Below are 21,960 nucleotides of genomic sequence, written 5' to 3' on the forward strand. Positions count from 1 at the left end.
ATATGCCTCCCTATTCTTCTACGCCCATGTATTCAAGAAGTTGTTTCTTGATATCATCATTGGCATATTTGATATCTAACTTCTGTGCTGCCTGCCATACATATTTGAAAGACAAATCGGAATTCGCTTTTGCAATGGCATCATACACATCATCTTTTGCTTTTTCATCCTTTTTAAAGGAGTCCTTATCAGCAATATCTGCCTTGATCATATGCCATCCACTATAGCTATCATTGCTTTCTTTTACCCAATCACTGACTTCTCCTTCTTTTAATTTTAAAGAAGCCTCTTTAAAGCTGCTGACATAAGTAGTGTTATCACTATCGATATAGCCGATGTATCCACCTTTTTCTTTTGAGCCGGTATCATCACTATATTCTTTTGCGACTTCCGCAAAATCTTTTCCATCTTTTAAAGCTTTTTCTACAGCATCGATCTTTTTCTGTTCTTCTTCTGTAGGATTATTGATATCTGCTACTTTGATCAGAATATGAGATACGACATGTGGCTTTTTGTTTTTATAAACTGGTTCGAATACATCATCAAAATTTGCTTCGATATAATCATTACGCAATTTTTCATTTTTCGCTGCCATTGTGCTATAGCCATCCATATCATCATCAGCAAAACCATAATAATTCAACTGTTGTTTGATCATAGCATCAGCTGTAGTGCCATAGCTACTTGCATAGGCTTCTGCTTGCTGTTGCATCAATTCGGCAATTTCTTTCGCACGTGTTTTGATATCATCTGTAACTTTTACAGACTGTGTGATAACTTCATTTTGAAAACGAAGGTAGAGCGCTTCTACACCACTGTAATCTTTATAAAGCGTAGCATACATATCGTCTGCTGTTAACGTGTAATCCTTCATGGTAGCAACCACGTCTTTGCCATCAGATTTCTTTCCAGGAAGTTTTCCTTTGTTCGTGTCATAGACGCAGAATACCACAAATGATATACAGATGACTGCGACGAGGACAACGAACCATTGCTTCTTTAATGTTTCTATCATAATATCCTCCTAAGTAGTACCGTAATATTATAGATTATATGGGTTAGAATTGCAATTTTTTACGAACTTTTCACGTAATTTCCCATGAAGTTTTCATGAGATTATCACGTAAAATACAAAAGTTTCGACAGTTTTCGAATTCATATCAACATGATAGGAAAAACGATAATCGTTTTAATTGTTAAACGACTGATTTTTTGGTAGAATAATACAAGGAAATGAAAGGATGATGACAATGAGTTGTCTTGAGATAAAAAATTTACATGTTGATGTAGAAGGAAAAGAAATATTAAAGGGCTTGACCCTAACCATACAAGGAAATGAAACCCATGCTTTGATGGGGCCAAATGGAAATGGTAAGAGTACCTTATTGGCGGCAATTATGGGAAATCCTAAATTCCATGTCAGTCAAGGAAGTATCCTTTTGGATGGAAAAGACGTATTGGCTATGGAGGTTGATGAAAGAAGTCGTGCAGGATTGTTTCTAGGCATGCAATATCCAAGCGAAATCAGTGGCGTAACCAACTCTGATTTTCTTCGTGCGGCAATCAACGCAAGAAGAGAACGTCCCATACCATTGTTCAGTTTCATCAAAGAAATGGAAAAAACCATCAAAGAAATGGAAATGAAAGAGGACCTGGCACACCGCTTCTTGAATGAAGGATTTTCTGGTGGAGAGAAAAAGCGTAATGAAATTGTGCAAATGAAAATGTTGAAACCAACGATTGCGATGTTGGATGAAATCGATAGCGGATTGGATGTTGATGCATTAAAAATTGTTGCGGATGCAGTCAATGAAATGAAAGAAGAAACAGGACTTGGCTTGGTGGTAGTTTCGCATTATGCAAGGTTCTTGGATTTGTTAAAGCCAACGCATGCTCATGTCTTGGTAGATGGTAAAATTGTAGTAAGTGGAGGAGCAGAGCTAGTTGAAAAAATTGATCAGCAAGGCTATGATTGGATTGAAAAAGAATATGATGTACATGTTGTAAAAGAGCAAGCAAAACAGGTTGAGCTACTTGGCTCCTGTGCTGCAACAAAGGGTGTTTGATCATGAAGGCTGTGAAAGAAATTCTAATTGATAAGGATGGCTTTCAGACATTTCATTTTGATGTACAAGAAGAGGAATGTTTTCTGTTTCGCATAGGTAAACATAGAAACGCTTCGCTTGCTGTCACATACAGTGGAATGGATGCACATGTCAAAACAACTTATGTTTGTGAAGAAGGAAGCTCTTTGCATGTCTTGATACGTAATGAAGTTCACCATATGGTATTGCGTGATCATAGTGAGCTTTTCAAGGATGCACATTTGACCTTAGGTTATTTAGAGTTACAAGATGGAAGTGTTGATGCCATCAGTGAAGTCTATTTAAAAGAATGTGGTGCGGATGCTCATATGATGAATGTATGCATTGCCCAATCCAAGAAACACTTCCAAGTACTATGTGTTCATGAAGTACCACATACAAATGGATTGATTGAAAACTATGCTGTTGTAAAACAACATGGCGATTATCGCATGGAAGCATGTGGTAAGATCTTAAAGGGAGCTTATGACAGTGCATCCCATCAAGCAAGTCGTGTATTGACATTGAGCGAGGAACAAAGCAGTGAAGTCATTCCTTTGCTTTTGATTGATGAAAATGAGGTAAAGGCAAGTCATGCGACTACCGTAGGACAGCCTGATGAAAACCAATTATATTATCTGCAGACAAGAGGTCTTACCAGAACCCAAGCATTGGGGTTATTAACGATTGGTTATATGATGCCGATCACGACCGTGCTGGACGATGAGGCACAACGTGCAGAACTGAAAAATGAAATCGAAATGAAGGTGGGATTACATGCTTGATAATAAAGCAATCCGTAAGGATTTCCCCATGTTGCAGGGAAAGATGATGCAGTCGCATCCACTTGTATATTTAGACAATGGCGCAACAACTTTGAAACCAAGAAGTGTCATTGATGCAGTATGTAACTATTACGAAAATTATTCAACCAATGCACATCGAGGAGATTATGATCTCAGTTACCAGGTAGATCAGGAATTTGAAGGAACCAGAGCTGTAGTCGCAGATTTTCTGAATGCTGATACCAGAGAAATCGTGTATACCAGTGGTGCTAGTGAAGCTTTAAATACGGTAGCATTCGGTTATGGAAGAAAGTTCTTACAAGAAGGCGATATCATTTTGACCAGTGAGGCAGAACATGCATCTTGTATCTTACCATGGATGAAGGTTGCACAAACTACCGGAGCAGTGATCGAATATATCCCTTTGGATGAAGAAGGTCGTATTACCTTAGAAAATGTCGCATTGATGATGAATGGGAATGTAAAAGTAATCGCACTTGCACAAATTACCAACGTGCTAGGATACTTGGTGCCAATCAAAGAAATTTGTGAATTGGCACATCGCTATGGGGCAATCGTTGTTGTTGACGGTGCACAAAGCGTGCCACATATCAATGTTGATGTAAAAGACTTAGATTGTGACTTTTTAGCATTTTCCGCCCATAAAATGTGTGGACCGACAGGAATCGGTGTCTTATATGGAAAATATGAATTATTACAAGCAATGGACCCTTTACTCTATGGAGGGGAAAGCAATGCTCGATTCCATATGTGCGGAGATGTATTATTGAAAGAAGCTCCTTTCAAATTCGAAAGTGGGACACAGCCAATCGAAGGGGTGTTTGGATTACATGCAGCCATTGATTATATCGAAGCAATCGGTAAGGATGAAATTCATGCCTATGAAAAAGAATTGCGAGATTATGCGGTATCGGAAATGAAGAAAATGGAGCATATCATTGTTTATAATGAGCATAATGATACTGGAATCATTACCTTTAATGTAAAAGGTGTGTTTGCACAGGATGTCGGTACTTTCTTTAACGCCAATGGCATTGCAGTCAGGACAGGACAACATTGTGCAAAGCTGTTAAGTGAAACACTAGGTACCAGTGCAACAGTACGTGCATCCTTCTATTTTTATACATCAAGAGAAGACGTGGAACGTTTTCTGGATGTATGTCGTAAAGCTACGATGGAAGCTTGCATTGATGTATTTTTTTAGGAGGTTGACGTAGTATGTCTGATTTGTTCAACGATCCAATGATTTTAAGACAAATCATCATGGATCATTATGAATATCCAAGAAATCATGAATTAACTAAGGAAGAAGGCTATCAAGAAAAACATATGGCCAGTGAATCCTGTATTGATGATATCTATGTACAAAGTAAAATCAAAGATGGAGTTGTGGAGGATGTACGTTTTGATGGAGTAGCTTGTACCATCTCCACAGCTTCTACCTCTATTATGAGTGAGCTTTTACGAGGCAAAACAGTTGAAGAAGCAAAAGAGATCATACGTAATTATTTCAATATGATCGATGCGTTAGATTATGATGAAGAGATGCTGGAAGAAGCAATTGCGTTCCATAATGTTGGTAAACAAGCGAATCGTATCAAATGTGCAACCATAGGATGGAAAGCAATTTCCGAGCTGATTGAGGAAAGTGAGGATGAAAATGGAAACGAACATTCCGAAAAGTGAAGAGTATCAATATGGATTCCATGATGAGGATACCAGTGTCTATAAAACGAATCAAGGCTTAACAAGAGATACCATTCTAGAAATCAGTCGCATTAAAAAAGAACCGGACTGGATGAGAGAATATCGTCTGAAAGCATTTGAACAGTTTGAAAGCATGGATTTACAGACATGGGGACCCGATCTGAGCGAACTTGACTTTGATGAGTATACCTATTACATAAAGCCAAGTGATAAAACTGAAAAAAGTTGGGATGATGTACCTGAGACCATCAAAGAAACATTTGATAAACTAGGTATCCCACAGGCTGAAAAAGAATTCCTTGCAGGTGTAACGACCCAATATGACAGTGAAGCTGTTTATCATCATATGTTAGAAGAGGTAGAGGAAAAGGGTGTTATCTTTTTAGACACTGACTCTGCATTAAAACAATATCCGGAATTATTCCGGAAATATTTCGGCAAACTGGTTCCTTATCAGGATAATAAGTTTGCGGCATTGAATAGCTGTGTTTGGAGCGGAGGAAGCTTTATCTATGTACCAAAGGGTGTTCATTTAGAGAAACCATTACAATCTTATTTCAGAATCAATACGGAAAGCATGGGGCAATTTGAACGAACATTGATCATCGTAGATGAAGGAGCAGATGTCCATTATGTAGAAGGATGTACTGCACCGACGTATTCTAAGGACTCCCTTCATGCGGCAGTCGTAGAAATCTTCGTTCACAAAAATGCAAGATGTCGTTACTCAACTGTTCAAAATTGGAGTGACAATATCTTAAATTTGGTCACAAAACGTGCCAAGGTATTTGAGAATGGAAGTATGGAATGGATCGATGGAAACATCGGTTCGCATATCAATATGAAATATCCTGCTTGTATCCTTGCAGAGCCATATGCAAGAGGAACCTGTATATCAATTGCTGTTGCGGCAAAAAATCAGCTACAGGATGCAGGAGCAAAAATGATACATCTTGCACCAAATACCTATAGCAATATCATCAGCAAATCTATTTCAAGAAATGGTGGAGAAGTAAATTATCGAGGACTTGTTTATCATTCACCAAAAGCGGAACATGCGAAAAGCAAAGTGGAATGTGATACTTTGATTTTGGATAAACAAAGTCGAAGTGACACCATTCCAACCAATCATACAAAAAATCTGACAAGCCAGATCGAGCATGAAGCAACTGTTTCTAACATAAGTGAAGAACAATTGTTCTATCTCATGAGCAGAGGACTTTCTCGTTCACAAGCAACCGAGATGATCGTTATGGGCTTTTTAGAGCCTTTTACCAGAGAGCTTCCAATGGAATATGCAGTGGAACTGAATCAGTTGTTAAAACTAGATATGAGTGATTCTATTGGATAACAGAACGTTTGCGTATCAAAGAAGAAATGCCTTATCTATTGAGGAAGTAAACGTAAAAAGTAGTCAAATCGTACAACGCTTATTGCCTTATTTACATGGTAGGGTTGGAATCTATATGGCATATGGTAAGGAAGTGAGTGTAGAGGCATTGCGTCTACACCAAGAATTCTGTTTTTGTGCTCCTGTTACCTTACAAAATTATGAGATGAAATTTTATCAAATCGATGAACATACACTATTTGAACAACATGCTTATGGTATATGGGAACCTATAGGAACTCTTGAGGTTCTACCAGAACACATAGATTGCATGATCATTCCTATCGTAGCATTTGATGAACACAAACATCGTTTGGGGCATGGAAAGGGCTATTATGATCGCTATTTAGCTTCTTATAAGGGAGTTAAGATTGGTGTCGCATTTGAATGTCAAAAAGTAGAGGCAATTCAATGTAATTCTCATGATGTGGATATGGATGTCATAGTTACTGAGGATGCCATTTATTTATAAATTAGAAATAATAAATATATGAATAAAACCATAGATATCTTTCTCACAAAAAGAAATAGCATCTATGGTTTTTAATTATTTAGGAGTATAAGCCTTAGCAGAGAATGTTAAGGATAACGATATCAAAGAGAGATAAGACCCATTTGTTAGAACGTTTGATTTAGAAAAACAGTATGGTAGAACAAATGTATGTTACGTTTTAAGCTGTTTCAACATACTATCTGATCTCAATCAAAACAACAGTAAATTGTCACACAAACAGCCACAGGTCTATCATAGAATCACAAAACAGATGATCATCTATATCAATTTTACAAAATAACAGCATGATTTCATAGGAACCCCATTGCATTTTGAAACCATTCATCCTAAAATAAAAATAAAAAAGGAGACCAATTATGATTCATTCTAATATGCTCAAACGTACAAACGACAAGCATTTATTCTTCCTGCCGGAACCTCTGATAGCCGAACTTTGCTATCGGTTACGAGACGCCAACATTCCTTATAAAGCAATGTCATGGGAAGATCTTGTCACTGAACCTTATAACCTCAAAAGCGTCCTGCCCCAATATAAACAAAGCGTTGAACATGCTCGTCAGAAATATAAAGTAGCAGGCTACAAAGACATCAACTGCATCGGTGCCATTGAAAGTAAGATTTCCAATGACAGTTTGTATGCTATGACCTTACTGTTTTTTGGAGAAACCATAGACCCAGACTATAAGAAACAGCAGGACGAATTGGCGGCAATTGCCAAACGTCATTACTACGAAGCTTATGCTGACATGCCCGGTATCCCTGTTTCCAAAAAATAAGGGATACATTCATGATGAAAACCATTCATCAGGCAATCCAACCACAGTCTCTGTTTCAGGTCATCATGTCCAACAGAACTCATGTTAGAAAGTGGCTTGAGATATAAGATAAATAATGATTAAGAGGGATAAGGTATATCTACAAGCGGAAGTTGTTAATAATAATTGATGATTATTGTAGTCGTACTCTTTGGTTTGCTGTGAGGTATAACTGCCCTCGAGGACAGAGAATGTATCACCTATCACACCCTTCTGGTCAAAAGATATGTGGGACGTGATACACCTGCCGAGGGTTTCGTTTATTAAAAAGACATCCTAGAAAAAAGGTGTCTTTTTTTGCCCTTATGAATGCATAGCTTAACGAATAAGGTAATTAGCATGCTTGTTCTGCGTGCTTTTATGCGTTTGTGATTTAGATTCTATTGTCCTTACGGACAAGACATATTTGTTCCTTGATTCACGATCAAGCATCATATATTTAGATCAACTTGTCCTTACGGACAAGGCATTGGGGTATATCACACTATGACATTAATTAGATGCTCAAGTCAAAATAAGACTTGACAATCTGTTCAAAAAACCCGCATAAGACCTTTTCTGATTTAGATCCCCAAGCCGGAATAAGGCTTGACATCGTCTTACAAACACCCACAGGGGTTGTAAGATATTTAGATTCCGAAGCCGGAATAACTAAAGGGCTTCATAATCTAAATCATACAAAGTGCACAAGGCTTTGACAACACCATCCTCGTCATTGCTTAATGCTTCATAATGGCATACTTTTTTTAGTTCTGGATGAGCGTTTGCCATAGCATAAGAATAGGTACATTCTTTCATCATTTCATAATCATTCATATAATCACCAAATGCTACAAAGTCATCACTATGAAGTCCATGCCTTTGTTTCAACATAGCAATCGCTTTTCCTTTACTGACATCAGGATTACTAACATCGATCCAATCTTCTCCAGATACCACAGCACGAAGTTTTCCAGTAACAGGTTTTATGAAAGGATAGCTATTAGTTTCAGCGTTTCGTTTATCATAAACGGTGATTTTCGCAATTTGATCAATATTTGCGCCATCCATGATATCATCAACCTGTTTTCGATGAGCATAGTACATTTTTGCGTTTTCTAAAAACTGAGGATCATCACTTTCTAAATAGGCACTTTTAACACCACAAAGGATAGGAAAGGCATCTGGACAATTTCTTGCTTGTTGTATGACCGGTAAAATATCTTCATAAGCAAGTGCATCTGCATAAATGGGGGTTTCTCCTTGATACATCACACCACCATTTTCCGCAATAAACAGCATTTCCTTTGCTTCATCCTTGAATTGTTGATATAAATTAAAATATTGCCTACCACTTGCTACACCGAAACAGACTCCTTTTTTCTTAAGTTCTGTAATAAGTGAAAAAAGTTTTTGAGGTAATCTTTTTTTACTATCTAATAGGGTTCCATCCATATCACAAATAACATATTTCATAGTATTGATCTCCTTTTTCGTTCCTATTTTATCATGTCTGTGAAACGATGACAATGTTATATGAAAGCATGAGTTTCTTACTGGGAAACTTTTCTGCTTAATGTTGCTTCTAAAGCCATTGTGAGGTAGGTGTCTACACGATATAATGTAGTTAATTAAAAGGAGGAGAAACCAATGGAATTGTTTCGATTGAAAGAGAATATAGCTTCACTTCGGCGTAGAGATAAAATGACACAGGAAGAGCTTGCTGACTATATGGGGGTTAGTAAATCTAGCGTTTCAAAATGGGAAACAGGTACGACGATTCCTGATATCGTGTTCTTACCTGAACTAGCAAACTTATTTCATGTGACCTTAGATGAGTTGTTAGGTTATGAGCCACAGTTGGATAGAGATCAGATACGTCGTATTTATGATGAATTATCAAAAGAAATGAGTTGCGGTGATCGAAACCAAGCTTTAAAAGATTATAAGGATTATGTTCATCGATATTCTTGTTGCTTTCCTTTTCTCAATCAAATGTGTGTGTTACTGTTAAACCATTTGGATATGTACGAAGAAACACAGAGAAAGGAATTATATGATTTGTTATGGAAACAATGCCAACGAATCAAAGAAAAAAGCGAAGATGCGGATCTTATGAAGGATGCCATTATGATGGAAAGTATCCTAAGCATTCAGATGAAACAACCTGAGAAGGTATTAGAATTAATTGGTGAGGACATACGACCACTCAGACAGGATAGCGAATTGATCGCCAGCGCATATCAAATGTTGGGAAATATAGAAAAGGCAAAAGAAATCACTCAAGTATGTAGCTATCAGTATTTATTGTTTTTTCTACAAGATACCATGAATTATATGATGTTGAATGTAGAGAATCATGCTTTATGTGATGAAATCATACAACGACTTCATGTGGTCATGCATACCTTTCATCTAGATCGTCTTCATGCGATTACTGCCATAACCTTTCACTTGGATTGTGCTGTGATTTATGCAATGCGTGAAGATAAGGATGCTACTTTAACTTCACTTGAAACATATACTGATATTTGTTGTTATCATAATGAAACACTTGAGCATTTAAAAGGGGACGAGTTTTTTTGTCACATCGATCAATGGCTTCAGGATCTAGAACTTGGCACACGTGCACCTAGAGCCAAACAAATGGTATATGCTTCTTTGCTTCAAGCAATAGAGGAAAATCCACTTTTTCAGTTTTTGCATGAGGAACATCGTTATCAAACATGTGTAGAACGTCTGAAACATAAATTATAGGAGGAAAAGAACAATGGAAACATTGATGGAATATTTACCGGCATTACTACCACTCATCCTATTAGAAGTATTTTTGGCTATCTTTTCTTTGATTCATGTATTACGTCATCCACACTATCGTTTCGGTAATCGACTCTTTTGGTGTGTCATCGTATTATTCATACAATTTATTGGACCAATCATATATTTCACCTTCGGAAGAGGAGAAGCTTAGATGTCAACGATATTAAAAATCCAGCATGTAGCAAAATCCTTTGGAACACAGGAAGTGTTAAAAGGGATTGATTTAGATGTACCAGAACATTCTGTTTTTGGATTTATCGGTCAAAATGGGGCAGGCAAGACAACTACAATGAAAATGGTTCTAGGACTGTTGAAGATGGATCAAGGGTTGATTCAGGTATGTGGTAAAGATGTACATTTCGGTTATACAGATCCATGTATCGGCTATTTAAGTGATGTTCCTGAGTATTATGGATTTATGAGTGCAATAGAATATATGGAACTATGTGCTAGAATAACTGGGATTGAGAAAAAGGATGCAGGAATACGTATCAATAAATTATTACAAATGGTAGGATTACAAGAGTATCCCAAAAAGAAACTACAAGGTTATTCAAGAGGGATGAAACAACGACTTGGTATTGCACAGGCATTATTGAATGAACCTAAACTTTTGATTTGTGATGAACCGACCAGTGCGTTGGATCCTATTGGGAGAAAAGAAATTCTGGATATTTTATATGCTGTAAAAGAAACTACCACGGTCATCTTTTCTACGCATATCCTGTCTGATGTAGAACGCATTTGTGATCATATTGCAATCTTGAAGGATGGTAACATTGCTTTAAAAGGTAATCTAGCACAATTAAGAGCTCAATATGGAAAAGGACGTTGGAAGGTTTCCTTTTCTACGAAGGAAGAAGCAAAACGTTTCGGATCTTTGGATTGTTTGAAACAAGATGAAATCGAAGTTCATGATGTTGATGTGATGATGCATACACAACAAACAAAAGCAAAAGAAAAACAGTTGTTGCAACTTTTTTTGGATGTGGATCTAATGCCGGTGCGTTTTGAATGGGAACAGCCTTCATTGGAACATGTGTTTATGGAGGTGGTACAATGAGAGGGTTGTTGGCTTTTACCAAAAAAGAGTGGATGGAAGGTATTCGCACATATAAATGTCTTATCATCTTGATTGTCTTTCTGGCATTTGGTTTTATGAATCCTATTTTCGCAAAGTATGCACCTGAATTAATGTCAAGTATGATGCCAGAAGGGATGCATATGGAACTTCCTATACCAACAGTTCTAGATTCATGGACTCAGTTTTTTAAAAATATTTCACAAATGGGATTGATTATTTTTATGCTCATGTTCAGTGGTGTTTTATCTAATGAATTTCAAAAGGGAACGCTCATTAATATGGTAACAAAAGGATTGTCTAGAAAAACGATTTTGTTGTCAAAGACCATGTACTTAATCGGAATATGGACATTGTGTTTTGGAAGTTGTTTTCTTGTTACCTTAGGGTATGGATTGATGTTTTGGAGTGAATGGAAGTTAGCGTTTCTTGCATTTTCCTTGTTTTGTATGTGGCTGTTTGGTGTGATGTTATGTTGCATGTTGTTGTTGGGAAGCCTTTTGACACGAACCAGTGCAGGTGGTTTATTATTGGCAGGAGGCTCTGTGGTATGCTTTATGTTGGTTCAAATCGTGCCAAATAGCAGTGCATATAATCCTATCTCTTTGATCAGTGAGAATATGGCTATCATAAAAGGAACGATTGCAATGAAGGAGATATATCCTGCAATTGGAATTTGTTTGCTCATTATAATCATAACGTATGGTTTGAGTGTTGTGGTATTTCAAAGGAAGCAGTTATGATATAGAACTATTTAAAGAAATGCTGTTAGAAATTAATGTTCTGACAGCTTTTTGTATATTATTGAATGGATACCATGTAGATCGAAGTTCTAATGAGGCTTTGATTTTTTTTGCGTACGATAACATAAAAGAAAGAAGACTATGACAAAAAGCATTGTATAACATATATCATTTTGGATGTTTATTCTATTATCACTTTTTGAAAATTATTTAAAAAGTGGTAATAAGCTAGTCACTTAACCAACGACAAATATCATTAGGATAAGCATCACGAATATCTAAGAGAGAGGAAACTTCACGAGTAAATGTTTGATCATCCGTAATATTATCGCTTACCTGAATGTAGATTTGTTCGCTTCTTCTTTTTTCAACAAAATCAATTTCTTTTTTGTATAACTTTCCTACATAAACTTCATATCCTTGCTAACATAGTTCAAGATAGACAATATTTTCATATACTCTACCAAAATCCATGTTTTTTGTTCCATTTACTGCATATCTAAAAGAAGGATCACATAAATAGTATTAATTGTTTGTAGATAAACACTTTTTTCCTTTGACATCATATCGTTTTGCTTCATAAAATAAGAATGCATTCTCTGAATAAGGAATATAATTGGTGATCGTTTTTTTAGTGATTTCACTATGATTGTTATTCTAATTGAGCAATTGACCTAATGAAGTTTTGATTTTTTACATAGGATAACATGAAAGGAGGGGGAACTATGACAAAAATCATCGTATATGATGTATACTCTGATGCACTTGAGGTTTTTGATCGTTCAGAAAATGATCCGATGCCATATGCATATGGGAATACGATGCTTGTTCGTGAATTTCGAGGTTCTTCTAATTCCAGTGTTTTATGGACAACCAATGCCGCAATGGAATCATGGAATGCGACACGAAGAGCATATGGTGCACCAATTCCGTTTCGTTATGCATTTAAACGAATTTGGGAAGGTGGACATGGTAGACAATCTCAGCATTATGCAGGTGTTTCGTTTGATGTAGGACAGGCATTGTCTCAAACACAAAGAAATAGAATTTGGAATATCGCAAATGATCTAGGGGTTTGGGTTTATGTGGAACCACAATATTTAACACCGACATGGGTTCATTTTGATAAACGTTATGGAACGCCGGCTTGTAGTGCAGGTTTTCCAACACTTCGAAGAGGTAGTAGGGGTGTATATGTTTTGATATTACAAGATGCTTTGAATGCTTTAGGATATAGTACAAGAAGTTTAGATGGAGTCTTTGGTGGTAATACCTATTCTGCATTGGTTGCTTATCAAAGAGAAAATGGATTATCGGCTGATGGAGTTTGTGGATGTGGTACTTGGACAAGAATTGTGAATGAAGTCGTTGGGATTGGATTAACTCCGACAGTGATAGATCCATAGAGAAAGCGTGGGTTTATTTCAACCCACGTTTTTACATAGATTTTTTCATCACACAGTTATGATAGATCATAACTGATAAAAGATGGAAACTATAAATGAAAAGTGATGTTTTCATGATTTATTCTTATACCATGAAAGACTTGAAGAATATAATTGTTCCAATCATAAAGAAATATAAAGCAGGAAATGCTTAGTATTCCTTTACATTATCCCAGGAGATACATCTTATAGAAATCCTTCGAAACAAGAATGTACATGTATCATATAAGGTTACAATAATTCTTTCACTTTTCTTGCCAAGTGTAATGGGATATTCGTAAATTCTCCGTTCTTTCTGTATCTACGCTTTGAGAAGTGCAAAGCATACTTAGGTTGATTGTTTAAAATATACTTTTTGAAAAATGGTGCGGATTTGTCTTCTCCAGCTTTTGCTGTTTGAATTGATCCAACTTATCGAAAGCTGATCATGGGTGTTGTGTTTTTGATACATTATAAACACGTTATAACATTTCCGCAGAAACAAGCCACTCAATTGCTTCTCCAAAATCACGTGCTCTGGCACCTTCACGAACTACACCGTATACAAACTTCTCATTTGATTTTGAGAGTTGTGAAACAATAATGCGAAATACCATAAGAATACGTCCGCTATTCACTTTGCCATGATGCTTGGAGAAATCATTCTCATATACTTCGATAAGCTCTTTTTGTATCTGATTTATTTTGATTGGATCCTTATATTTTATCCAAGAAGATACACATTCTTGCATACCGCCGATAATGAGGTAGTTGTTATAGACTTCGAATAAACGATTATGGAAGATTTCCTCAATAGGTTGTTCCTTTTGAATGCTCTTATAGTAAGCATAAAGCGAAGAATCATTCGCTTCAAGAAACTCATCGAAAGTAAGCGGATATATGTTTAGTAGATTTATTATTCCACCGGGTATGATTTCGGCTTTGCTAGAAGCGTACCCAATACATGGAAAACAGAATCATAAATCAAACAGAAAAATGGGAAAGGCACAGCCTTTTCTTCTCTTTCTTTTTTGGAAATGATATAATGAAACCAGTGAGGAGTGTTCACATGAAAAGAAAACGTTGGCTGTATCTACTGTTTTCTTGTTTGATGCTATTATATGGCTGTGAGGATTCAGGTGGTAACAATGATGACACACAGTATCCTACTGCTTATGAGGATAGTCCATCTAAGACGATCGATGAACTACTCCTAGCGCAAAGCCCTGAAATTGATGTGGCAGAGGATCAAGATAGCATCGTACATATCGATTACAGTAATATCAATTTAGGATATATCAGAATCAAGCGTCTGTTGAAAGATAATCGAAGGATGAAAGTACTGATTGCGAAAGCTGATCAAGAAGATCCATATTATGATTTGGATAAAGTAGGGGAATATGAAACTTTCCCATTACCATTTGGAGATGGAGAATATCAAATCACAGTAAGACTACAAAATCCTGAAACAAAAGGATATGCACTTGTTTATTCTGGTAAATTTAATGTAACCTTGGTAAATGAGCAATCTCCTTTTCTGTATCCCAACCAGGTGGTAAACTATGATGCAACTACCCAAACCATACAAAAGGCATTTGAACTTGTTTCAAATGATACCAATGATTTACAGCGAGTGAAAACATTATATGATTATGTAGTGAATCATATTACTTATGATTATGATAAATCAAAGGCAACGAAAAATACTTATGTTTTACCGAATGTAGATGAAACATTAGATAGTAATAAGGGAATCTGTTTCGATTATGCGGCTGTGATGGCAGCAATGTGTCGATCTCAACATATTCCATGTAAGGTGATCGTAGGTGATACGAAGGAATATCATGCATGGGTAGAGGTTTGGTTAGATGGTATGGGATGGATCAATCCACAAATCTTATTCGAAGGAAAATCATGGACTAGATTAGACCCAACCTATGCATCTACAAAGGCAAAATATGATGGTGAATATATTACCAAAGGAATCTATTAAGGAGGAATAACCATGAGAGCGGAATGGAACGATGAACAGATGTATGAATTCTGTACGAGCATGGCAATGGTGTTAGAAGGTGGTTTATCACCACAAGAGTGCTTAGAAGTTATTTTAAGCGGTGATATTCAAACGGAAATCAAGAAAGATCTAGAAGTCTTATTGTCAGATATCAAAGAATTGGGAAGTCTTTATGCAAGTGTAAAGGATCAGGCGTTTTTCGATCCTTATGCAAAAAAGATGATAGAAATCGGAGAAATCAGCGGTAATTTAGATCAGGTAATGAAAGAGCTGGCATTGTATTATGAGCGAAGTGAGGATTTGAAAAGAAATTTAAAGGATGCTTTGGTATATCCGCTTATCTTATTAATGATGATGTGGTGTATCGTTGCATTGATCATATGGAAAGTGTTACCGATATTTGAAAAGGTATTGCATAATATGGGTGCTATTTTGACAACAGGATCTCATACGATGATGCAATTCGGGCGTATCTTTGCGATGGTATCGTTTGTATTATTGACAATAATTTTAGTAATTGCCTTTTATATTTATATAACCAGAAGAAGTTCACAAAATAAAATACTATCTCATTTCTTTTTGACAAAACGATTATATAAAAATATTGCGATGGCGAAGATGACCTATGCGTTTTCTTTGTTTGTATCCAGTGGATACGATGCAGATGAGGCAATGCAGTATTTACCTGATCTTGTGGATCATCCTGATATGAAAGAGCGATTGAATCATTGCTTGACTGATATCAAGCAAGGGGATAGTTTTCTGGATGCGATGCAGAAAGAAAAACTCTATGAAGGTGTGTATGCAAACATGATCTTTACAGGATTTCATAGTGGTAAGAGTGAAGAAGTTTTGAAAAAGGTTAGTGCTTTGTATGAGCGTGATGTTGATAATGGAATCTCTACTTTCCTTAATACGATAGAACCTGGAATCGTCATTTTATTATCCGTGATCGTTGGGGTCATTCTGCTTTCTGTGATGCTGCCGCTGATGAGCATCATGACAAGTGTATAAAATGAAGCATAAATTTTTGATCCTGTTTCAAATTGGTGTGTTTATCGGTATGATCTTATTGTTTGTTTATGGTTTTCAAACAGCTGATACACAATTGGAAGAAGAGGATCTTGATAGGGTAAAACAGGCGATCCAGCAAGCGGCACTGGAATGCTATAGCATAGAAGGGTTTTATCCTGAAGATATTGCGTATTTGAAGGAACATTATGGATTATATTTACAAGAAGATCTATATTCCATTCGATATAGCTATGTAGGTAGTAATATCATGCCGGATACCAATGTCTATTGGAAGGAAGGGGAGTTACAATGAAGCGTCATACGATTGATGTGTTATTCTCCTTATCTTTGTTTATGGTATTTGTGATCTGCAGCTTTTTGTTGTTGCTGTTTCAAATCAATGGATATCATCATATCAGTGAGGATCAGGATCATTTAACTACAACAGCGTCTTATTTACAAACAACGATTCGCCGATTTGATGCTGAAGATGCCATTACGATAAAGCAAATTGATGGAACTATGTGTCTTTGTTTGTATCAAGATGAAGAAGCAATGTATCTTTATGTACAAGATGGAATGTTAAAGGAATTATACCAGAAGAAGGCTATGGATATCGATCTTGATTTTGGTGATGATCGTTTTGCTTTAAGGAATTGGGAAATAAAGCAAGAAGGGAATCGATTATCCATTAAACTGAATGATGAAACCGATGCTCTTACCTTCACCATTGCTTGTAAAGGTGGTGTTTTGGTATGAGACAACATTCAGGGAAATCATTATCATTTCTTATGGAATTATTACTCGTAATCTTCTTTTTCATGATTGCGGCAAGTATATGTGTATTGGTCATGAGCAATACCAAGGCGAAAAATCAATTTGCGAAGGATGTTAGAGAAACTTTGTTTTATGGGCAAGATTTGATTGCAACAGAAAGTACTTATTTAACAAAAGATCATTTCTATGTAAATGAAGATGGAATAGCACAGGATACGCAAGCAAAATATGAAGTTTTTATTCAAGTGATCGAACAAGGAAGCGTAGGAGAACATTGTCAGATGTTGATTCAAACAAATGGTAGACAATTGGTGACATTAGACTTTTATCGTCAGGGGGAGACATCATGAAGAAGAAGAGAAATACGATCAGAGTAGGAATTGGTACTAGCTCCATCATGATGATCTTTGTGGTATTGTGTATGATGATCTTATCCATGTTATCTTATAGTAAGGCCTTACAAAAAGAGCATATCGCACTTAGAGGGCAAAAGGTACAACAACAATATACTACAGCTGATGCTACCATGCAGTTTGTGATCCATGAGTTATCTGATATCACATTAAATCAGAAAGATCGATTACTTTTAAAGGACCATGACATTCAATATCAATATCGTGATGAAAAGTTAATCTTAACTTTGGTCGTGGATGAGCACCAACAATTATATGTGGTGTTGGTAAAGCAAGATGATAAAATGAAAATCGAAACTTATGAAATAAAAGAAAAAGGAGTGTGATCATAATGGTAGTTATACAGGAAATTCTGCAAGAAGCATTGGATAAAAATGCAAGTGATATCTTTTTGATTGCTGGACACAGTTATGCATTTAAGATCAATGGTAATATTGAAAACATGAGTGAGGAAAAATTGATGCCGGAGGATACCGCTACATTGATTCAGGATATTTATCGATATGCTCCGCAAAATCAATATGAGGATTTTCTCGCAAAAAAAGATGATGATTTTTCTTTTTCTATTCCGGGTTTGGGAAGATTTCGTGTGAATGTATATATGCAACGAAATTCTCAGGCTGCTGTATTAAGAGTCGTCCGCTTTGAATTACCAGATCCTTCCTTGATGGGGATACCGGATACCATTATGAATCTATGGCAGACAAAAAAGGGGATGATTCTAGTGAGTGGTCCGGCTGGTTGTGGAAAATCTACGACTTTGGCCTGTTTGATTGATAAAATTAATCGAAATCGCAATGTGCATATCATTACCATAGAGGATCCGATTGAATATTTGCATTCTCATAAACAAAGTATTGTTTCTCAAAGAGAGGTTTATCATGATACCAAAGATTATCCGAATGCTCTTCGATCTGCGTTACGTGAAGCACCTGAGGTCATTTTAGTTGGCGAAATGAGGGATCTTGATACGATGGAAACAGCAGTAACGGCGGCTGAGACAGGACATTTGATTTTATCAACCTTGCATACGATCGGTGCTGCCAATACCGTAGATCGTATGATCGATGTATTTCCCAGTGCGCAACAGCAACAGATTCGTATTCAATTATCTATGACACTTCAAGCAGTAATCAGTGAACAATTGCTTCCAGCTGTGGATGGTACTATGGTGCCCGCATTTGAAATTATGATCGTGAATCCGGCTATTCGTACCCAAATCAGGGATGGAAAGATCCATCAATTAGAAAATTCAATCATTGCTGGTAAGGATATAGGAATGGTGACGATGGATGATAGTTTGGTACAGTTAGTAAAAAAAGGAAAGATCACAACAGAAACCGCCTTATTGTATGCCTCTAATCAAGAGCGTATCAGAAAAAGATTAAAAGAGCTGTCTTGCTGATTTTGACAGAAAAGTTTGATTGTATAGATACTGTAAGGTAAAAAAAAGATATACTGAAGATACTCCATATAAGAGAGGATGATCATATGAAAAGAGAACATAAACATGCCATTGCGGCTTTGACCGGTTTGATCGTTGGAGCAGCGACAGGAGTCGGTATCGCAAAGCGTTATCAGAAAAGAAAATTAGAAAAAGAGCTTACAACAGTGGCATCTGGAAGAAAAGGGGAACGTCAGGCATATTTGATTGGTGGAGGATTAGGCAGTCTAAGTGCTGCTGCATATCTGATACAAGATGCGGGGTTTGCAGGAGAAAATATTCATATCATAGAAGGATTGGATATTCTTGGCGGTAGTAATGATGGTGCTGGTAATCCCATTTCCGGGTTTGTTTGTCGTGGTGGAAGGATGCTGAATGAAGAAACCTATGAAAATTTTTGGGATTTGTTTTCAACGATTCCTTCTTTAGAGTGGTCAGGGAAAAGTGTAACTGAGGAAATCTTAAATTTTGATCATTTGCATCCAACCCACGCACAAGCACGTTTGGTAGATAAGCATGGTGTGATACAAGATGTCAAAAGTATGCAGTTTCATAATATGGATCGAATGTTAATGAGTAAATTGCTTTTGACGCCAGAAGAAAAACTGGATAATGTAACCATAGAGGAATGGTTTCAGGAAAGCCCACACTTTTTCACCACTAATTTTTGGTATATGTGGCAAACAACATTTGCATTTCAGAAATGGAGCAGCGTATTTGAGTTTCGTCGTTATATGAATCGTATGATGTTGGAATTTTCACGTATCGAAACTCTAGAGGGAGTAACAAGAACGCCTTATAATCAATATGAGTCACTCATTTTACCACTAAAAAGTTATTTAGAAGGGTATGGTGTAGACTTTAGTATCAAAGCAATGGTGGAGGATATCGATTTTAAAGAGGATGCTGTGACTGTTGTGGATCTTCATATCAATGAGAATGGAAAACAACGCATATTGCATTTAGAGGATGGAGATCTTTGTATGCTTTGTAATGGTTGTATGAGTGATTGTGCTACGTTAGGTGATTTTAAGCATCCGGCTCCTTATCAACCTGAAAATCCGATGTCTGGGTCTTTGTGGAAGAAAATTGCGGATAAAAAACCGTCTTTAGGGAATCCGGTTCCCTTTTTCAGTAAACCAGAAGAGACCAATTGGGAAAGTTTTACTGTGACTTGTAGAGGAAATCGCTTGTTAAAGATGATTGAACAGTTTTCTGGCAATATACCGGGAAGTGGTGCCTTGATGACATTTAAGGATAGTAATTGGTTGATGAGCATTGTAGTTGCTGCACAACCTCATTTTAAGGCGCAAGATCAAAATACTACCATATTTTGGGGTTATGGATTGTATACGGATCAGGTCGGTAATTATATCAAAAAACCGATGCGTGAGTGTAGTGGAGAAGAAATTTTGTTAGAACTTCTGGGTCATTTACATTTTGAAGAGTTCACAAAGGATATATTAGCCGATATTGTAAATGTGATTCCTTGTATGATGCCTTATGTAGATGCACAATTTCAGCCAAGAGCAATGTCTGATCGCCCACATGTTGTACCAAGTGATGCTACTAATTTTGCAATGATATCACAGTTTGTGGAAATACCAGAGGATATGGTGTTTACAGAGGAGTATTCAGTACGTGCAGCACGTATAGCTGTATATACTTTATTGGATATTAATAAGAAAGTTCGTCCTGTTAGTGCATATTGGAAAAATCCCAAGGTGTTGGCAAGAGCAGGGAAAACCATGTTTCGATAAGGATAAGGCCATTCTCATTCTATTTGAGGGTGGCTTTTTATGTTATACTTATTGATATAGGTTTATGATAAGGAGATGGATATGATGTATTATGGAATTTATGAGTCTTTTTTAGGGAATATCACTCTGGTGGCGGATTCTGATAATTTAATGGGATTATGGATCGAGGGGCAGAAATATTTTTTACGTAATGTAAAGGGTGATTTGATAAGAAAAGAGGATTTATCGGTCTTGGTACAGACAAAAGCATGGCTTGATCGCTATTTTGCGAAAGAAAGACCTAATATCAAGGAGCTTCCTTTAGCGCCTCAAGGTAGTTTATTTCAACAAACAATATGGAACTTATTGTGTGAGATTCCTTATGGAACGTTGGTAACGTATAAAGCGTTAGCACAAAAAGCCGCAATCATGTTAAATAAGACAACCATGTCTGCGCAAGCGGTAGGTGGTGCTGTTGGTCATAATCCGATATCTATTATCATTCCATGTCATCGAGTGGTAGGAAGCAATGGATCTTTAACTGGATATGCAGGAGGTATGGATAAAAAAATCAGCTTATTAGAATTGGAAGAGGTTGATATGTCTAACTTGTTTATACCTAAAAATGATGTATATAATAAAAAGTCAAGAGGTATTTCATCAAAATAAACGGATGAAGACAATCTTGACTTTTTTTGAATGAAGAAAAAGAGTTTATTTGATTTCTATTTGAAAAGAATAGTCTCGTGAGGCTTGTGTTGCATGAACTTGATAGATGCCAGGTGTATGGATATCAACACTAGAAAGGTTTAATTTCATTCGTTGATTGCTTATGACACCATCAAAATAATGGTTAGCATCTGTTGGTAGTTTCGTGTCTTTTTCGAATATAAAGATTGTTTGTTTTGGTCTTAATGCTTTCCCTTCAGCACCGATTGCGATCATGAATGTTAATAGTGTGCAAATTAAAATAGTGCTGAGGGTTGTCAAACGATGTAGTTTCATATAGCTTTCCTTCTTTCTTGTTCATGGCGAACCATTAAAATATAAAGAAAACTGGCAGTTGTCTTGTAAGACTAACTCGCCAGTTTGTTATGCCAATAACTGGAGCGGATGATGAGAATCGAACTCACGTAGTCAGCTTGGAAGGCTGAAGTTCTACCATTGAACTACATCCGCACGTATTTCGTGATAAT

At 36.6% G+C, this 21,960-nt stretch carries 25 protein-coding genes and 1 tRNA gene; 21 read left to right on the forward strand and 5 right to left on the reverse strand.

Annotation, left to right across the window (positions count from 1 at the left end; genetic code table 11):
- Positions 1-10: 10 nt before the first annotated feature.
- Positions 11-1,015, reverse strand: a complete 1,005-nt coding sequence (locus UGRO018_RS07385; protein WP_416325833.1) for a peptidylprolyl isomerase — start codon at positions 1,013-1,015, stop codon at positions 11-13.
- 235 nt (positions 1,016-1,250) lie between these two features.
- Between UGRO018_RS07385 and sufC the strand changes: the two genes are divergently transcribed.
- The 7 genes from sufC to UGRO018_RS07420 all read left to right on the forward strand — a co-directional run bounded on the left by sufC (position 1,251) and on the right by UGRO018_RS07420 (position 7,277).
- Complete coding sequence (sufC, locus tag UGRO018_RS07390; protein WP_416325834.1) at positions 1,251-2,066, forward strand: Fe-S cluster assembly ATPase SufC; 816 nt, start codon at positions 1,251-1,253, stop codon at positions 2,064-2,066.
- A gap of 2 nt (positions 2,067-2,068) precedes the next feature.
- Positions 2,069-2,869, forward strand: a complete 801-nt coding sequence (locus tag UGRO018_RS07395) for a SufD family Fe-S cluster assembly protein (RefSeq protein WP_416325835.1) — start codon at positions 2,069-2,071, stop codon at positions 2,867-2,869.
- Complete coding sequence (locus UGRO018_RS07400; protein WP_416325836.1) at positions 2,862-4,094, forward strand: aminotransferase class V-fold PLP-dependent enzyme; 1,233 nt, start codon at positions 2,862-2,864, stop codon at positions 4,092-4,094. Before UGRO018_RS07395 ends, UGRO018_RS07400 begins: the two co-directional genes overlap by 8 nt.
- A 14-nt stretch (positions 4,095-4,108) precedes the next feature.
- Complete coding sequence (gene sufU / locus UGRO018_RS07405) at positions 4,109-4,576, forward strand: Fe-S cluster assembly sulfur transfer protein SufU (protein ID WP_416325837.1); 468 nt, start codon at positions 4,109-4,111, stop codon at positions 4,574-4,576.
- A complete protein-coding gene (gene sufB, locus UGRO018_RS07410) occupies positions 4,551-5,948 on the forward strand; it encodes a Fe-S cluster assembly protein SufB (RefSeq protein WP_416325838.1) in 1,398 nt (465 codons plus the stop codon). The genes sufU and sufB overlap by 26 nt, the downstream gene beginning before the upstream one ends.
- On the forward strand, positions 5,941-6,459 hold the full coding sequence (locus UGRO018_RS07415; protein WP_416325839.1) for a 5-formyltetrahydrofolate cyclo-ligase: 519 nt from the start codon (positions 5,941-5,943) through the stop codon (positions 6,457-6,459). The genes sufB and UGRO018_RS07415 overlap by 8 nt, the downstream gene beginning before the upstream one ends.
- 398 nt (positions 6,460-6,857) lie before the next feature.
- Positions 6,858-7,277, forward strand: coding sequence for a hypothetical protein (locus UGRO018_RS07420; protein WP_416325840.1), 420 nt, complete (start codon positions 6,858-6,860; stop codon positions 7,275-7,277).
- A gap of 690 nt (positions 7,278-7,967) precedes the next feature.
- Here the strand turns inward: UGRO018_RS07420 and UGRO018_RS07425 are convergent.
- On the reverse strand, positions 7,968-8,771 hold the full coding sequence (locus tag UGRO018_RS07425; RefSeq protein ID WP_416325841.1) for an HAD family hydrolase: 804 nt from the start codon (positions 8,769-8,771) through the stop codon (positions 7,968-7,970).
- 174 nt (positions 8,772-8,945) lie between these two features.
- Between UGRO018_RS07425 and UGRO018_RS07430 the strand changes: the two genes are divergently transcribed.
- From UGRO018_RS07430 to UGRO018_RS07450, 5 genes are all read left to right on the forward strand, one after another.
- On the forward strand, positions 8,946-10,052 hold the full coding sequence (locus UGRO018_RS07430) for a helix-turn-helix domain-containing protein (protein WP_416325842.1): 1,107 nt from the start codon (positions 8,946-8,948) through the stop codon (positions 10,050-10,052).
- A 13-nt stretch (positions 10,053-10,065) separates the two neighbouring features.
- Entirely contained in the window at positions 10,066-10,266 is a 201-nt protein-coding gene (locus tag UGRO018_RS07435) for a PLDc N-terminal domain-containing protein (protein ID WP_416325843.1), read from the forward strand.
- A complete protein-coding gene (locus UGRO018_RS07440) occupies positions 10,267-11,178 on the forward strand; it encodes an ABC transporter ATP-binding protein (RefSeq protein WP_416325844.1) in 912 nt (303 codons plus the stop codon).
- Entirely contained in the window at positions 11,175-11,939 is a 765-nt protein-coding gene (locus tag UGRO018_RS07445) for an ABC transporter permease (RefSeq protein ID WP_416325845.1), read from the forward strand. Before UGRO018_RS07440 ends, UGRO018_RS07445 begins: the two co-directional genes overlap by 4 nt.
- Positions 11,940-12,664: 725 nt before the next feature.
- The gene (locus UGRO018_RS07450) at positions 12,665-13,345 is read left to right on the forward strand and encodes a peptidoglycan-binding domain-containing protein (RefSeq protein WP_416325846.1); all 681 of its coding nucleotides are present in this window, start codon (positions 12,665-12,667) and stop codon (positions 13,343-13,345) included.
- 500 nt (positions 13,346-13,845) lie between these two features.
- Here UGRO018_RS07450 and UGRO018_RS07455 read toward each other — a convergent pair whose 3' ends face one another.
- Complete coding sequence (locus tag UGRO018_RS07455) at positions 13,846-14,115, reverse strand: hypothetical protein (RefSeq protein ID WP_416325847.1); 270 nt, start codon at positions 14,113-14,115, stop codon at positions 13,846-13,848.
- Between the two features lie 317 nt (positions 14,116-14,432).
- Between UGRO018_RS07455 and UGRO018_RS07460 the strand changes: the two genes are divergently transcribed.
- The 9 genes from UGRO018_RS07460 (at position 14,433) to UGRO018_RS07500 (ending at position 21,433) form a co-directional block, all read left to right on the forward strand.
- Positions 14,433-15,356: a transglutaminase-like domain-containing protein gene (locus UGRO018_RS07460; RefSeq protein ID WP_416325848.1), complete on the forward strand. Its 924-nt coding sequence runs from the start codon at positions 14,433-14,435 to the stop codon at positions 15,354-15,356.
- A gap of 12 nt (positions 15,357-15,368) precedes the next feature.
- Positions 15,369-16,391, forward strand: a complete 1,023-nt coding sequence (locus tag UGRO018_RS07465) for a type II secretion system F family protein (protein WP_416325849.1) — start codon at positions 15,369-15,371, stop codon at positions 16,389-16,391.
- Position 16,392: 1 nt separating this feature from the next.
- Positions 16,393-16,704: a hypothetical protein gene (locus UGRO018_RS07470; protein WP_416325850.1), complete on the forward strand. Its 312-nt coding sequence runs from the start codon at positions 16,393-16,395 to the stop codon at positions 16,702-16,704.
- Complete coding sequence (locus tag UGRO018_RS07475; protein WP_416325851.1) at positions 16,701-17,150, forward strand: DUF4860 domain-containing protein; 450 nt, start codon at positions 16,701-16,703, stop codon at positions 17,148-17,150. Before UGRO018_RS07470 ends, UGRO018_RS07475 begins: the two co-directional genes overlap by 4 nt.
- Positions 17,147-17,518: a hypothetical protein gene (locus UGRO018_RS07480; RefSeq protein ID WP_416325852.1), complete on the forward strand. Its 372-nt coding sequence runs from the start codon at positions 17,147-17,149 to the stop codon at positions 17,516-17,518. Before UGRO018_RS07475 ends, UGRO018_RS07480 begins: the two co-directional genes overlap by 4 nt.
- Positions 17,515-17,907 (forward strand): hypothetical protein, encoded by a 393-nt coding sequence (locus tag UGRO018_RS07485; RefSeq protein ID WP_416325853.1) that lies wholly within the window; start codon positions 17,515-17,517, stop codon positions 17,905-17,907. The genes UGRO018_RS07480 and UGRO018_RS07485 overlap by 4 nt, the downstream gene beginning before the upstream one ends.
- A 5-nt stretch (positions 17,908-17,912) precedes the next feature.
- On the forward strand, positions 17,913-18,986 hold the full coding sequence (locus UGRO018_RS07490) for a type IV pilus twitching motility protein PilT (RefSeq protein WP_416325854.1): 1,074 nt from the start codon (positions 17,913-17,915) through the stop codon (positions 18,984-18,986).
- A gap of 86 nt (positions 18,987-19,072) precedes the next feature.
- Positions 19,073-20,785, forward strand: coding sequence for an oleate hydratase (locus tag UGRO018_RS07495; RefSeq protein ID WP_416325855.1), 1,713 nt, complete (start codon positions 19,073-19,075; stop codon positions 20,783-20,785).
- 81 nt (positions 20,786-20,866) lie between these two features.
- The gene (locus tag UGRO018_RS07500) at positions 20,867-21,433 is read left to right on the forward strand and encodes a methylated-DNA--[protein]-cysteine S-methyltransferase (RefSeq protein WP_416325856.1); all 567 of its coding nucleotides are present in this window, start codon (positions 20,867-20,869) and stop codon (positions 21,431-21,433) included.
- Positions 21,434-21,478: 45 nt separating this feature from the next.
- On the opposite strand, the gene UGRO018_RS07505 is transcribed toward UGRO018_RS07500, so the two are convergent.
- Both UGRO018_RS07505 and UGRO018_RS07510 read right to left on the reverse strand, forming a co-directional pair.
- The gene (locus UGRO018_RS07505; protein WP_416325857.1) at positions 21,479-21,769 is read right to left on the reverse strand and encodes a hypothetical protein; all 291 of its coding nucleotides are present in this window, start codon (positions 21,767-21,769) and stop codon (positions 21,479-21,481) included.
- Positions 21,770-21,869: 100 nt separating this feature from the next.
- Positions 21,870-21,943, reverse strand: a tRNA-Gly gene (locus tag UGRO018_RS07510).
- Positions 21,944-21,960: the final 17 nt, after the last annotated feature.

Source organism: Hoskinsella mucinilytica, assembly GCF_045223415.1.
Taxonomy (GTDB): domain Bacteria; phylum Bacillota_I; class Bacilli_A; order Erysipelotrichales; family Erysipelotrichaceae; genus Hoskinsella; species Hoskinsella mucinilytica.

Coding starts and splice junctions, on each gene's coding strand:
- UGRO018_RS07430 (WP_416325842.1), top strand. CDS start 8,946: ATGGAATTGTTTCGATTGAAAGAGAATATAGCTTCACTTCGGCGTAGA.
- UGRO018_RS07395 (WP_416325835.1), top strand. CDS start 2,069: ATGAAGGCTGTGAAAGAAATTCTAATTGATAAGGATGGCTTTCAGACA.
- UGRO018_RS07475 (WP_416325851.1), top strand. CDS start 16,701: ATGAAGCGTCATACGATTGATGTGTTATTCTCCTTATCTTTGTTTATG.
- UGRO018_RS07480 (WP_416325852.1), top strand. CDS start 17,147: ATGAGACAACATTCAGGGAAATCATTATCATTTCTTATGGAATTATTA.
- UGRO018_RS07420 (WP_416325840.1), top strand. CDS start 6,858: ATGATTCATTCTAATATGCTCAAACGTACAAACGACAAGCATTTATTC.
- sufC (WP_416325834.1), top strand. CDS start 1,251: ATGAGTTGTCTTGAGATAAAAAATTTACATGTTGATGTAGAAGGAAAA.
- UGRO018_RS07465 (WP_416325849.1), top strand. CDS start 15,369: ATGAGAGCGGAATGGAACGATGAACAGATGTATGAATTCTGTACGAGC.
- UGRO018_RS07495 (WP_416325855.1), top strand. CDS start 19,073: ATGAAAAGAGAACATAAACATGCCATTGCGGCTTTGACCGGTTTGATC.
- UGRO018_RS07500 (WP_416325856.1), top strand. CDS start 20,867: ATGATGTATTATGGAATTTATGAGTCTTTTTTAGGGAATATCACTCTG.
- UGRO018_RS07485 (WP_416325853.1), top strand. CDS start 17,515: ATGAAGAAGAAGAGAAATACGATCAGAGTAGGAATTGGTACTAGCTCC.
- sufB (WP_416325838.1), top strand. CDS start 4,551: ATGGAAACGAACATTCCGAAAAGTGAAGAGTATCAATATGGATTCCAT.
- UGRO018_RS07470 (WP_416325850.1), top strand. CDS start 16,393: ATGAAGCATAAATTTTTGATCCTGTTTCAAATTGGTGTGTTTATCGGT.
- UGRO018_RS07455 (WP_416325847.1), bottom strand. CDS start 14,115: ATGCAAGAATGTGTATCTTCTTGGATAAAATATAAGGATCCAATCAAA.
- UGRO018_RS07400 (WP_416325836.1), top strand. CDS start 2,862: ATGCTTGATAATAAAGCAATCCGTAAGGATTTCCCCATGTTGCAGGGA.
- UGRO018_RS07425 (WP_416325841.1), bottom strand. CDS start 8,771: ATGAAATATGTTATTTGTGATATGGATGGAACCCTATTAGATAGTAAA.
- UGRO018_RS07435 (WP_416325843.1), top strand. CDS start 10,066: ATGGAAACATTGATGGAATATTTACCGGCATTACTACCACTCATCCTA.
- UGRO018_RS07450 (WP_416325846.1), top strand. CDS start 12,665: ATGACAAAAATCATCGTATATGATGTATACTCTGATGCACTTGAGGTT.
- UGRO018_RS07505 (WP_416325857.1), bottom strand. CDS start 21,769: ATGAAACTACATCGTTTGACAACCCTCAGCACTATTTTAATTTGCACA.
- sufU (WP_416325837.1), top strand. CDS start 4,109: ATGTCTGATTTGTTCAACGATCCAATGATTTTAAGACAAATCATCATG.
- UGRO018_RS07440 (WP_416325844.1), top strand. CDS start 10,267: ATGTCAACGATATTAAAAATCCAGCATGTAGCAAAATCCTTTGGAACA.
- UGRO018_RS07490 (WP_416325854.1), top strand. CDS start 17,913: ATGGTAGTTATACAGGAAATTCTGCAAGAAGCATTGGATAAAAATGCA.
- UGRO018_RS07460 (WP_416325848.1), top strand. CDS start 14,433: ATGAAAAGAAAACGTTGGCTGTATCTACTGTTTTCTTGTTTGATGCTA.
- UGRO018_RS07445 (WP_416325845.1), top strand. CDS start 11,175: ATGAGAGGGTTGTTGGCTTTTACCAAAAAAGAGTGGATGGAAGGTATT.
- UGRO018_RS07385 (WP_416325833.1), bottom strand. CDS start 1,015: ATGATAGAAACATTAAAGAAGCAATGGTTCGTTGTCCTCGTCGCAGTC.